Source organism: Vibrio gazogenes, assembly GCF_002196515.1.
In the GTDB taxonomy this organism is placed as follows: Bacteria; Pseudomonadota; Gammaproteobacteria; order Enterobacterales; family Vibrionaceae; genus Vibrio; species Vibrio gazogenes_A.
The window spans coordinates 781086-792783 of sequence record NZ_CP018835.1; the positions used below are offsets into that span (position 1 = coordinate 781086).

Genomic DNA, 11698 nt, shown 5'->3' on the forward strand with positions numbered 1-11698 from the left:
GTTTGTTGTACAAGAAAAATTTCCGTATAACTTCTTAATCTAAGATAGTGCAATTTAAAAAGTTGTACAAATTTTTTCTTGTACAACTTTTGTAAGAAAGGTTTACATATATGGGGTTGAGGTTTATGGAGGACACACACCTATAGGTTAGCTTACGAGGACTCGCGCTTTAAAGTTATTGTGCATGGGGTCAATGGTGGGGTTATGGGGACACACACCCAAATCACCCTCTCCATTTCAGTGAAATTTTGCATAACCAATCAAATATAAATTTGCATTCACTCGAAATAGTTCGGTTCAGGGCTTCTTTTTACTCACACCTTTCTTCACGATTGCCTCATCTTTCATCACCTAAAATCAACCGATGACAACTGCCCGTTCACAACTCATCTGTCCTGAAGTAACACCTTATTATCACTGCGTTTCTCGTTGTGTCCGTCGCTCATTTCTATGTGGATACGACAACTATAACGGTCAATCGTATGAACATCGCCGTGAATGGGTTGAATCTCGGATTCTGTCACTGTCTTCTATTTATTGCATCGGTATCTGTGCCTATGCGGTGATGAGTAATCACTATCATCTGGTCGCGTTTATTGATAAGCAAACAGCCCTGTCTCTTTCGCCACACGACGTCATTGAACGATGGTGTACAGCGCATCAGATGCCATCGCTAATCCAACGTTTTGTGTCCGGTCATTTGGTCTCTAAAGCTGAGTACAAAGCGTGTGATCAAATCATTGAAACTTGGCGCCAGCGACTCTACTCGCTCAGTTGGTTCATGAAAGAAATCAATTACGAAATTGCTCTGCTCGCTAACCAAGAAGACCAATGCACCGGGCGATTCTGGGAGGGTCGATTCAAATCTCAGGCTTTACTTGATGACAAAGCGTTACTGGCAGCGATGGCTTATGTTGACCTAAACCCTGTTCGGGCCAGTGTCGCTGAAACACCGGAACAGTCGGAGCATACAGCACTAAAAAAACGGCTGACTGCACTTGAACAAGGAAAAATAAAAGTCCCTGAATTGGCTGATTTTATGGGATATGGACATCAAGAGAAAAGGCACGTAATTCCTTTCCGGCTAACAGATTATATTGAATTAGTCGATTGGGTCGGACGACAAATCAGAGCAGATAAACAGGGCTATATTTCACCTCAATTGCCAAATATTTTAACACGGCTATCTCTGCCTCAGCAGGAATGTCTCGCCCTTTGCACTGCTTTAGAAAAGGAGCCGCGACTCTGGATTGGTTCATCAGAACGTCTGAACTTCGCTAAACATCATCTCAAGCGCAAACGTATGATAGGCCTTCATATTTCTTAATCGATACAAAACCTTCAGCCTTCGTCGCTGTCCTTGAGGTTTTGTCATACCATAAAACCTGTGACTCACGGATTATTCCCCTCCCCTTTCTCTGATTATCTGCTTGATAATCAGATTAAAAATCTATTTAAAGCACTTAAATGAACTGAATAACCAAGCGCACTTATCAATTAATGATAGGTGTGTGTCCCGTATTCCCAGTATCCCCAGAGAATCGGTGTGTGTCCTATATATCTCTATATATCTTCTATATATCTTTTAGCGTGTGTCCCACTATTTTCCACTATTTTCATACCGCAGTCTGACTTCGGGTGGCATCTGCGCAAGCTGAAACTGAATCATTTGTTCGAAGCTATGCAATAGCGGGCTAAAGTCCTGATCCGGTTGCCAGTTTGACAATATATAATATCCGGCCTCAACCGTTGAGAGGCAGTTGTCTCGAGGGGCTTTGCGAATCCGGTAGCAACTCTGGAGGGATTCCGGTAAACGCAGTCTGGGGAGTTCATGCAAGATAGTCGATAATTGCCACATTTTGTAAGCTTTCTTCCAAGTACCATCGAGCAGAATGACTCTATAGCGCTGTGCGGGCGAAGGAGCCGGAATATCACTGACACAAGCAGTGCCTTCTCCGGGAAACAAGACAAAATGTGCAACATCCGTTTCATTCAATAAGGCGTTCAATGTTTCATCTTGAGTAAAGTTTTCGCCGACCAGACACACCGCATTCTCTAGTGATAAAGTCAGAATACATGCCGTTCCAGTCGGCTTCCGGACTTCTGTCGGATGCTGAAGGATGATAAGCTCAATCGTTGATGACAACGGGACAATCGTGGAGCAAAGACAGGCCTTATGCGCTTTTTGACATTGAATACAATAACGCGATCCCATCTCTATCTCACACTTAGTCTGATCAGTTTCATTTGTATCCTCGCTCAGTTTTCTCCGCTCGCAGATGCACTGGACTGGGACAGGCAGGCTATCACGCAAGGTCAATGGTGGCGGATCGTAACAGGAAATTTCACCCATACCAATACTACCCATCTGGCGATGAATCTGATCGCACTCTGGCTGATTACTTCCATTTTTCGACCTTCCGCTCGCATACTCTGGCAACAACTTCTGTTATTAAGTGTGTTCATTGGCATTGGGCTTCTCTGGACTGAGCTTTATTTCTATGTCGGACTGTCCGGTATATTACATGGTCTATTTGCCAGCTTTGCGCTGAACGAAGCTTTGCAAGGCAGAAAAAGCAGTTGGTTACTCGTTGTGGGTGTATGTAGCAAGGTTATCTGGGAGCAGTGTTTTGGCGCTTCTGAAACAACCCGAGCGCTGATTGAAGCACCGGTTGCCATTCAAGCGCATCTACTCGGTCTGGCGGGAGGATTACTGCTCGGGTTCAGTGCCCGTATCAAGATTTATTTGGGTTCAGCCAATCGGCTCAAGATGTAATTGTTCACTATCAATAAAAGCGAAACTATCTCAAAAAATAGAATAACAAGAAGCCGATCCATGACGCAATTAATAACACCCAAGGCAGTGGTGATACCTTTGTTTCAATTTTGGTTTCTACGAATGTCACTGGCTCATCATCTTGGCGTCTCGCCTTTGATTTCGCTTCTTGCTTTTTGGCTTTGTCGGCAGCCCTTGCTTTGGCTTTTTGTTGTTTCTTGTAAAGCGCAATACCTTTTTCAATGCCTTGAGCGATACGTTGTGTCTCCGCTTTCTTTTGACCCGGGAGCTGTGTCGCTCTAGCGATATCCATCGCTTCTTCCTTCGTTTTTTGCGAGGGTTCTACTGCTTGTTTTTTATGCATAATTTAATCTTTTCATATCGGGAAATTAACGCTTTAACAGCACACACATCCATGCGCTATATTTGGCATATTATGGCCTGTTTAGATACTGATTTTTAATAAAACGAACACAATACCAGTCTCGATTGTCTCTCGAAAGTCTTCATCGCTCCGAGACCCCGACCATCCGCAGGCAATCCGCAAGGACCGCACGAATAAAATGCTCCCGATCGGTTTCCGGAGAAGCAATAATGTCGTCGGTCACACCGTGTACACCGGCATAAATCAGGAGCGAGGTAATACGTGGTTCAGCAATCTGCCACACACCAACACGGGTGCCGTTTTCGAGAATGAGCTGCAACTGCGCGAGAATCGCATTCTTCTCCTGGTTCGAGCGGTTATGGTGATGATGATTGGTGTAAACAATATCATGCAGGCGGTACGTGTCTGCGTAAGCCTCAATGCTTTCCTGAATCCAGACACAAAGTCGGCCCAGCCAGTCATCTGCTTGACAAGTCTCGATTTTCTCTTCAAGCCGCTGTAAAAACTGGGCGGTGTAGCGCTCTCCCATGGCGGCAAGCAACTCATTCTTAGAAGCGAAATAATGGTAAAAAGTACCTTTGGCGACCTGTGCCAACTCGACAATCTCGTTGATGGTCGTCGAGTCGACCCCCTTGGCAAGAAACAGTTGTTCAGCGGCTGACATCAACTCATCCAGGCGAACTTCCGCGGGTTTGACACGCCTAACTTTCGAAGGAGCAGACGCCGTATGGTTTGTTTTATATCTCATCGTAAGCAGTGTTTTCCATTTCAAACTGTGCCGCTTGCACATTCGTGGCGCGTGAACTTGAGGTTATCGCGAATATCAAGCAACGGATTCAAAGTGATACGACCAAAGTTACCTTAGATTCATTCACCGGAAAGTTTTCGTAAGCATATCAAAAACGACAGGTCAAATCCTGCGATTATGGTGCTTTTCCATCCGAGTTACGACGTTATCTACATATTGACCGTCGGTCGGTCAATATGTAGTATTGAGATTCATTCTCATTTAATGGAAAAGGCTCATGCAACGATATCGAACTCATGCTCTGGTCATCGCGGCCTATCTTGGGACCTTTCTGTCGACACTGGACATCAGTATTGTCAACGTCGCGTTGCCGACACTTCAGGAGGCCCTCCATGCAGATATGGCAGGACTTCAGTGGATCATTAACATTTATGCTATCGCACTCTCTGCAGTGATGCTGTCCGCAGGCCCTCTGGGAGATAAATATGGGCACAAGCGGGTGTGGCTAAGCAGCGTTGCCCTATTTGTTATAGGCTCTATGATTTGCGCTTTCTCCACCGATCTGAACACCCTGCTGTGGGGTCGTGGAGTACAAGGGGTTGCCGGTGCACTGCTGATCCCCGGCGCCATGCCTATCCTGACCCACGCATTTCCCGATCCCCGCCAGCGTGCTCGAGCCATCGGTGGATGGTCAGCTTGTAATGCCTTGTCATTGGTTTCGGGGCCGTTGATCGGTGGCTTGCTGATTGAGCATATTGGCTGGTCAAGCATCTTTCTGGTCAATGTCCCCATTGGTCTCATTGCGGCTTTACTTGGGGTCTGGGGAATTGTCGAGCGCAAATATCCTGAACATGCAGCGTTTGATCCGGTTGGCCAGATATTAAGTATGATTTGGCTTGGGATGCTCAGTTATGCCCTCATTGAAATTGGTGAACATGGCGCTTCCACGGAGAAAGTCCTGCTTCCGCTCTTCTGTGCCGTGGTGGCTTTTGCGGCCTTTGTCCGGACAGAATTGACTATCAAACGGCCACTGTTCCCCATTCAGCTTTTTCGCAATATCTCTCTGGCCGTGGCAAATTTAGCCTCTTTTGCTCTGGGCTTTTCGGCCTATGCCAGCCTCTTTTTCCTGTCACTCTACCTACAGCAAGCTCGGGGAGACGCACCATCGGTAGCCGGGTGGCATCTGACGCCTCAGTTCATGGTTATGGGGGTGTCATCGCTTCTATTTGGCCGGATGGCCCAATATATTGCGCTGAAAAAACTGATGGTCGGTGGATACGCGTTGATCGGTGTGTCTCTGTGTGCAATGTCGCTGTTTAGCGCCAATACACCTTACATTTTTGTCGCCGTTACTCTGATGTTCCTTGGCTTGGGAATGGGCATCACCGTCCCCGCGACCGGGATGATGGTCATGGGGTATGCACCCACCGAACGAGCAGGGATCGCCTCCGCGACCATGAATGCCCTGCGGCAGGTAGGCATGACGCTGGCAATTGCCGTACTTGGCAGCATCATGAGCCTCTATGCGATCCAAAACATGGCCGGGATCATCAACACCGGTAACATGACTGATGCCATTGAAGTTGCCCGTCGCGCAGTCGTCAGCAATGATTTCCCCGCGGGCCATGAAGCACTCGTCTCAGCCTACCGAACCGCTATCGCGGCGGGGTTTGGGATGGTTATGTTCTGTGCCGGCTTACTCAGCCTGCTCGCCGCAGTCTTACTGGCAATTTTCACCAATGACAGACAAACCTCGCATCGTCATGCAGGCGGTAAAACGGGCAACCACAGAAAAGGACATCAACACGCCCACGACAAGACGACTTCCTCGTGTAAACATCACCGAGCTTAGATTGCTGTGTGCAGGGATGTTGAAAGCCAGTGACAAGTGGACGCATCGGGTGCAACACTGGAATCTGATGTTGTCTCAGCTCAGCATCCACTTTGAAGGTCGACTCACTCCATATCTAGATTTATAACAATGGGCGTGACACAGAATAATGAATAGTCTCAACAGTCTCCATATCTAATCGTGATAGAGTCTAATAAGCTTTACATTTAATTTCATAGCTAAATATCTGTGGTGATGGTTTATGATAGGAACTATGCGTTACTTTATTCCAGAAACTTTTGTTACATATATATATTTTCAACAAGAGTTTCACTATCGATCTCTTTAACGTTGAGTGAATCCCTAAAGTACAATCTATATCTAAAAATTCTACATTGTTAAACCCCGCTGCTTTCAAAACATAATAAATAGACCCAGAGGTAAACAGTGTCGTATGAGTCCAATCCTCATAAGCCCAATATGCATCAGTATTTGCCTGTGCATTTGGAACAGCGATTAAAAACTTACCATCTTCAGATAAAAATGTATTTTTGATAAGTTCTAATGTCTTAATTATTTTTTCTTTCGGCATATGTTCAATGACATGAGAAAAAATAATTACATCAAATTTAATATTGAATGGATTATGCAATTCATTTAAATCTAACTCCATGACATTTAAATTTTTACTATGGCAGTGTGCGATTGCACTTTTTTCTATATCCAAGCCAAACACATTCATGTATTTTTCATTTAATAGCGCTTGCATCAGTTGTCCAAATCCACATCCATAATCCAATATATTAGCATGATGATCATCGATTTCTGATTTTATCCAGGCTGGCAGTACAACATTATCATATAGCGTAGGTTCTACATTTCTATAATTAAAATATCTGTTCTGTTCGATATATTTCTCATTGATCATTCATCTCTCCGTTAGTATCGCATTAATTTAAATTTTGATAGAAAGGGAGACATCTTTGACAATACTAGCGTTCAACACCCTTAAGTTTTCCAGTATAGTGTATAAGCTAGGGGCTGTTGACCTTTCGTGATGGTTTTTGCAGCAATTTGTCGTGCATTTAGTCAAGGCAGGTCATGTGAAGTGTAGCGATCTACATGAACCATGACCTAACGCTGGATAAATGAGCGACAAATGCTGCCCAAAGGGTTCATCTGAACGAGCCTTGCTCTTTGTTACGGGTCATTTGCTTAGGATAGCTAAGCGGCATGCCCCGCGCCGCGATCAATACCCGTTCAGATTGAACAAAATTCAACCATGAAAGATCAACAGCCCCTATACACTCGTCTTTATCAGTGTTTCATCATCATAAAATGTCTATATCACCGACAAGAATAAATTTGAACTCACTCGGAATGATTGATTACACCGCTTCTTCCCCCCTCCAAGCCAACACATTCGACACGATAGTACAATCTTCTCAGAGTACGATTGCAGCCACAGACAACTGCCCGAGCGCCGCAAAGCTGTCCCGCATCTTCTTACTCTTGGTTGATTTCGAGCTACACTGTACTAAATAGTCACTCGTTTTGTGCAGTTTCGAGGGAGGATGGAAAATGAAACGTAATTGTCATGGGATCAGCTTTTTCCTTCTTGTGCTAGCGGTCGTGCTATCCAATAGCTCTGTTGCCGAAACAACCGATTTTTTGACCCACAGTACCCTCGGGAAAGTGTATGTTGACGAAAATGGTGAATTGCGCGGTCTAAAGCATGGTGGCAGACGAGCGTTTAATGTGGAGCTTGTCCGTGAAATGATGCTTATTGTCAGACATCCGGTTCGATTTCAGATCATGCCATTCAAACGTGGACAGGTTGAACTCAAGAAGAAAAGAAAGGCTCTATTTAACATCGCAAGAACTAAGCTAAGAGAAAAATTGTATAAGTGGGTTGGCCCGCTGCAGGTTGATAATGTCTATTTTTATGAATCGGTGCATCAAACACCGCCTATCACCGACTTTGAGCAAGCTAAAGAAGTTCCGCGGATTTGCGTTCTTCGGGGAACGTCACAGCACGAAAACCTGCTTGAACAAGGATTTAAGAATGTTTATGACGTCAACACCTGGACTGCTTGCCTAAAAATGCTGGCAATTGATCGGATAGACTTGGTGCCTGTCAGTGACTCCTTAGTCAAGGCGATGATGAATCAGGCAGAAGTCACCTATAAACAAATTCGGAAAACCCCGGTTTTGGTTCAGAAGAACGCCGGATATATCGCTTTTTCAAAAGACCACTCAGATGATGAGATTGATAAATGGCAACAAGCCTTAGATGAATTGAAGCGCTCTGGTAAGTATGATGAACTCGTTCACACCTATCTACAAGAATAGCGTTTTTATCCACTTGCCGAACTTTAGTCAACTAGGTTTATTTACGCTATCTTGAGTGTCATTGTATGGTGCGCATTGGGCTTATCGATTTCTCCACAATTCGATGCTTACGCCCCAGACACTGTTGCCTTGGCCGCAAAAGTGCCCCAAAAGGCCTGTTGATTCAAGCGTGTTATCGGGATGGTTCATCAATTCTTTTTGGGGTAGAGATAAGATGGCACGCCTATACTCAGCTTCAGTTCCTCAGTTTTTTGCTTATTCTCCAGAAAATCCCGATCCGATTTATCCAGATCAATAAATTGGGTATAGGCCCGATAGGAGGAATCCTGATGAACATCCTTGATAATTTGCTTCTCATTTTCTGAGTTCTCATCAACAAACAATTCAGCCGCAAGAAAGCACGCTAAACTGCTGGTTGGCCCAAATTGATTATCACTGGTCGTCGTGGCTAAGCGCCGATGACGGAAGGACTCACCCACCATTTTCCAGAGCTTATCGTCCTTCTTCTTGCTGTCGTATGTCTTATCCATCTTTAGTTTGTAGATCTGGAGATCTGTTCGGGGGGTTCCTGATGGCAGCGCATTCTCTTTTCGCTTAGCAATCAATTTTTTCTTATCAAGATATTGCCAGAATGAATTTGAGAGTACCTGCGAGTGACTCAAAACATTTGGGGAATTCTCAAGCAGAGTCTCTGCCAGTATGAGTGTCGACAAACGCCTTTTATTCACGCGGGGAATATAGCTGCGGGCAATGTCGTTCAGATAGGTGATATAACCATGAATATTCAGCCGGACCATGCGCTGTTTCGCATTTCTCACCCCAGTTTTCAAGTCATTCAAATTGGGTTTATAGTTCGCATCATGCGCTGTCTTCTGCTTGGTCACCTCAGCAATTTCTTCAAATACCACAGCATTAATTAACTGTTCGACAATGGTCATCCGCCAACTTAATATTTCCAGAGGCATCAACAGCCTTTCAAGCGCCGATTCATGTGTTAATGTCTGAAACTTCAACCCGTTGCGGGTTCGATCTCGCCAAGAGAAAAACGTACTCATTTTGTCTTTAATTTGTCCCAGTAGCGAATTGCTGACCTCACGTTCTATATCAGTATAAGTCGTATCGCCTATATCACTCAGGAGCTGACGGTAAAAAACATCAAAATCAATATCATTCACGGCTGTCCAAGGTTGGGCATGCCTTGTTTGTACATTACCCGAGCTGCCATCGGAAAAATGGACCTCTTTCATCTGTTTATTGAGTTCAAATGGTGAAGAACCATGCGTGTTCAAAACCTCATGTAAAGAGTCAAGAATGATGCCACCAATTGACTGAGAGGCCATATTCAACGCTACCTTCAATAAGGTTTCAGTGACATACCAGCCTAATTTCGCGCCAACAGATGCATTAGTCAGGCGAATCTCTCCGACTTCACTATCAACAATATCGATAATGCATTCAGCTATATACTGTATAAATTCTTTCCGGAGCTGAATGACCTGACTGGTCGTCAGTGATTCAAAAATTTCCGGAATTTCCTGATATAACAGAACCCGAATTTTCTTCTGGAGCAATATCTGACTGCTGATTTCATCCATTTCCAGTTCATTTGAAGCAGAAGGAAGCGGCGCTTTTTGATTGGAAATTTTGCCAAGTGGCTTGTCTTTTGTCATAGGATTACTTTGCATTTCGGTATCCTCATCCTCACTGATTGATGGTTACTAATATATGAGGAAGTCAAAAACAAAACGCTGGATATCTCATGAGAAAAACGGGTAAATCTCTTCAAGGCTGAATGACATAGATTGGATAATACTCTCTTCGTTATCATCCACTCTGGAAAGATATTCGGGATGGTAGTTCAATTATTTTGATGATACTGCTTCTATATGAACAATATTAAATTACAACTATATTTTTAATATGCAACATTATTTTAATAAACTAGATTCTTATTTTGCAACCTTGTTTGCAGTGAATTGAAATTGATTACTTCGACAGATCGACTGGTTGAAATACAACATTTACTTGAGCTGTTTATCTCAGTCCTTTGTATTTTATTCTTATCAAAGATAGCTTTTCTAAGTCATTTAAAGACACTGTTGAAAAAATGGAGTGTCAGTAATTATCAATATTTCTATTGAAAAAAATGCATATGATTTCATATATTGTTGCTTGACTGTTTAAAAGAAACATCGATTTTATATATAAAATTATCAAAATTATGATATTCAACACTACCCTAAGCTATTGAGTTAGTATAGTATAAGATACTGATTATTAGGATGTAATAAGGTGTCTATATATGAGAAGAATGTTATTGTGTCTGCCGTTAATGGTTTTTTTATGCGGATGCTCGCCATCAGTTCCAAAGTGTGGGGATACTGAAACAACAGATTTGGTGAAAGAAATTGCAAATGATGAAATGGTTAAACAGGTAGGTGCAGAAGTAGCAAAATTATTTTCATATTCTGTTAGTGCTATTAGAACAACAGATGAAGATGATAAAACAGGTATGTTTGAATGTGCGGCACAACTCGAGATCCATGCGAGTAAAACGGGTGAATCTAATGAGATCCCAATTACTTATACAGTGGAAGTGACCGACAGTGGTGAAGAATTTTATGTAAGCGTATATGGGTTAAACTAAATGAAAGCGAATCTATTAAAAAATAAAGTAAATACTAAAACATCAAACTTTGTTCTACTATCAATTGCAACTTTAGGTATTTACAATGTAATGTGGTTATTTAAAAACAATAGTGTAATGGAAGAAATATTAGAAGATAAGTTCTTTGATTATCGAATTCTAATTGTTTTAGCTGCTTTTATTGGTTGGTCTTCGGCTTTATCTGCTGAACCTGAGGTATCTGCACTCGGTGGTTTGTTAAGTATTTTATCTTGTATATTCTATGTCGCTTGGGCATTTAAAGCTAAAAAAGCCATACAGAAGATGATGTTAAATAATTATAAGATAGATTATTCAATGAACTCATTTTACACTTTATTTTTTAATGTTTATTACATCAATTTTTGTATAAATGAGCTTGAAGACGAAGTAGAAAAATCAAATGTCCTTTCTGAAAAATCGACAGCTTAAAATTAATAAATGGTTTCAAAAGGCTACTCATTGGGTAGCCTTTTAATTTTTTAGTACAATCTAAAATTGTTTACAATTAACTTTTATGTGGATTTGCAAGATCAAGACTCACCAACCCCACTCTTTTAATCCTCCAACAAATATTCGGCTTCTGAAGCGGTAATCAAATTATGCAGAAAAGTCAGTACATGCCAGAGTTCACAGTAGTCTGTGCTTGGATCGGTACATGAACCTTGCAGGAGCATCAGGTATTCGCGGGCGATAAGGTGTAAAGGCTTATTGATTTGTTGAAGTTCTGAATTCGGCATATGGCCTCTCTTGGAAGTTAGTATCTGTCATCACCACTAAGAGGTTCGAATCTCTGAAAGTGGTGAGCTGAACAAGGTTCGAACTACCGCACTTCCGAACGGCCAACCAGCGGTTGCCTTGCCAGCTCACCGTAACTTGAGCGAGCTAAGGCTACACATAAAGCGTATGCGATACAAGGCATTATCTTTATATGCTGGAAG

General features: G+C 42.9%; 12 protein-coding genes and 1 pseudogene. 7 read left to right on the forward strand and 6 right to left on the reverse strand.

Translation table 11 applies throughout. The features are described from left to right. The first annotated feature begins 364 nt into the window (after nt 1-364). Nucleotides 365-1327, forward strand: a complete 963-nt coding sequence (locus tag BSQ33_RS03495) for a transposase (protein WP_088133272.1) — start codon at nt 365-367, stop codon at nt 1325-1327. Nucleotides 1328-1600: 273 nt separating this feature from the next. On the opposite strand, the gene BSQ33_RS03500 is transcribed toward BSQ33_RS03495, so the two are convergent. Continuing rightward, nucleotides 1601-2215 carry a tRNA-uridine aminocarboxypropyltransferase gene (locus BSQ33_RS03500; RefSeq protein ID WP_088134521.1) on the reverse strand — a complete coding sequence of 205 codons (615 nt, stop codon included), beginning with the start codon at nt 2213-2215 and terminating at the stop codon, nt 1601-1603. On the opposite strand from BSQ33_RS03500, the gene rrtA reads away from it, so the two are divergent. Next, nucleotides 2177-2776 (forward strand): rhombosortase, encoded by a 600-nt coding sequence (rrtA, locus tag BSQ33_RS03505; protein ID WP_088133273.1) that lies wholly within the window; start codon nt 2177-2179, stop codon nt 2774-2776. The genes BSQ33_RS03500 and rrtA overlap by 39 nt on opposite strands. Nucleotides 2777-2801: 25 nt before the next feature. Here rrtA and BSQ33_RS03510 read toward each other — a convergent pair whose 3' ends face one another. Together BSQ33_RS03510 and BSQ33_RS03515 are read right to left on the reverse strand one after the other, a co-directional pair. Beyond that, on the reverse strand, nt 2802-3140 hold the full coding sequence (locus BSQ33_RS03510; protein ID WP_088133274.1) for a DUF2956 family protein: 339 nt from the start codon (nt 3138-3140) through the stop codon (nt 2802-2804). Between the two features lie 142 nt (nt 3141-3282). After that, nucleotides 3283-3909, reverse strand: a complete 627-nt coding sequence (locus BSQ33_RS03515; RefSeq protein ID WP_088133275.1) for a TetR/AcrR family transcriptional regulator — start codon at nt 3907-3909, stop codon at nt 3283-3285. A 277-nt stretch (nt 3910-4186) separates the two neighbouring features. Between BSQ33_RS03515 and BSQ33_RS03520 the strand changes: the two genes are divergently transcribed. Together BSQ33_RS03520 and BSQ33_RS21940 are read left to right on the forward strand one after the other, a co-directional pair. Further along, nucleotides 4187-5761, forward strand: coding sequence for an MFS transporter (locus tag BSQ33_RS03520; RefSeq protein ID WP_198298148.1), 1575 nt, complete (start codon nt 4187-4189; stop codon nt 5759-5761). Further along, nucleotides 5757-5888, forward strand: a pseudogene (locus BSQ33_RS21940) (IS256 family transposase); the annotation flags it as partial. The gene BSQ33_RS03520 and the pseudogene BSQ33_RS21940, both read left to right, overlap by 5 nt. Before the next feature lie 63 nt (nt 5889-5951). On the opposite strand, the gene BSQ33_RS03525 reads toward BSQ33_RS21940, so the two are convergent. Then, nucleotides 5952-6668: a class I SAM-dependent methyltransferase gene (locus tag BSQ33_RS03525; RefSeq protein ID WP_021018840.1), complete on the reverse strand. Its 717-nt coding sequence runs from the start codon at nt 6666-6668 to the stop codon at nt 5952-5954. A 653-nt stretch (nt 6669-7321) separates the two neighbouring features. On the opposite strand from BSQ33_RS03525, the gene BSQ33_RS03530 reads away from it, so the two are divergent. Then, complete coding sequence (locus BSQ33_RS03530; RefSeq protein WP_088133276.1) at nt 7322-8092, forward strand: substrate-binding periplasmic protein; 771 nt, start codon at nt 7322-7324, stop codon at nt 8090-8092. A 188-nt stretch (nt 8093-8280) separates the two neighbouring features. Here BSQ33_RS03530 and BSQ33_RS03535 read toward each other — a convergent pair whose 3' ends face one another. Beyond that, nucleotides 8281-9777, reverse strand: coding sequence for a hypothetical protein (locus BSQ33_RS03535; RefSeq protein ID WP_088133277.1), 1497 nt, complete (start codon nt 9775-9777; stop codon nt 8281-8283). 617 nt (nt 9778-10394) lie between these two features. On the opposite strand from BSQ33_RS03535, the gene BSQ33_RS03540 reads away from it, so the two are divergent. Together BSQ33_RS03540 and BSQ33_RS03545 are read left to right on the forward strand one after the other, a co-directional pair. Continuing rightward, a complete protein-coding gene (locus BSQ33_RS03540; protein ID WP_088133278.1) occupies nt 10395-10739 on the forward strand; it encodes a hypothetical protein in 345 nt (114 codons plus the stop codon). Then, nucleotides 10740-11189, forward strand: a complete 450-nt coding sequence (locus BSQ33_RS03545; RefSeq protein WP_088133279.1) for a DUF4234 domain-containing protein — start codon at nt 10740-10742, stop codon at nt 11187-11189. Nucleotides 11190-11314: 125 nt separating this feature from the next. Here BSQ33_RS03545 and BSQ33_RS03550 read toward each other — a convergent pair whose 3' ends face one another. Beyond that, entirely contained in the window at nt 11315-11497 is a 183-nt protein-coding gene (locus BSQ33_RS03550; RefSeq protein WP_088133280.1) for a hypothetical protein, read from the reverse strand. Nucleotides 11498-11698: the final 201 nt, after the last annotated feature.

Coding starts and splice junctions, on each gene's coding strand:
- BSQ33_RS03540 (WP_088133278.1), top strand. CDS start 10,395: ATGAGAAGAATGTTATTGTGTCTGCCGTTAATGGTTTTTTTATGCGGA.
- BSQ33_RS03535 (WP_088133277.1), bottom strand. CDS start 9,777: ATGCAAAGTAATCCTATGACAAAAGACAAGCCACTTGGCAAAATTTCC.
- BSQ33_RS03500 (WP_088134521.1), bottom strand. CDS start 2,215: ATGGGATCGCGTTATTGTATTCAATGTCAAAAAGCGCATAAGGCCTGT.
- BSQ33_RS03515 (WP_088133275.1), bottom strand. CDS start 3,909: ATGAGATATAAAACAAACCATACGGCGTCTGCTCCTTCGAAAGTTAGG.
- BSQ33_RS03545 (WP_088133279.1), top strand. CDS start 10,740: ATGAAAGCGAATCTATTAAAAAATAAAGTAAATACTAAAACATCAAAC.
- BSQ33_RS03550 (WP_088133280.1), bottom strand. CDS start 11,497: ATGCCGAATTCAGAACTTCAACAAATCAATAAGCCTTTACACCTTATC.
- BSQ33_RS03530 (WP_088133276.1), top strand. CDS start 7,322: ATGAAACGTAATTGTCATGGGATCAGCTTTTTCCTTCTTGTGCTAGCG.
- BSQ33_RS03520 (WP_198298148.1), top strand. CDS start 4,187: ATGCAACGATATCGAACTCATGCTCTGGTCATCGCGGCCTATCTTGGG.
- rrtA (WP_088133273.1), top strand. CDS start 2,177: ATGCGCTTTTTGACATTGAATACAATAACGCGATCCCATCTCTATCTC.
- BSQ33_RS03495 (WP_088133272.1), top strand. CDS start 365: ATGACAACTGCCCGTTCACAACTCATCTGTCCTGAAGTAACACCTTAT.
- BSQ33_RS03525 (WP_021018840.1), bottom strand. CDS start 6,668: ATGATCAATGAGAAATATATCGAACAGAACAGATATTTTAATTATAGA.
- BSQ33_RS03510 (WP_088133274.1), bottom strand. CDS start 3,140: ATGCATAAAAAACAAGCAGTAGAACCCTCGCAAAAAACGAAGGAAGAA.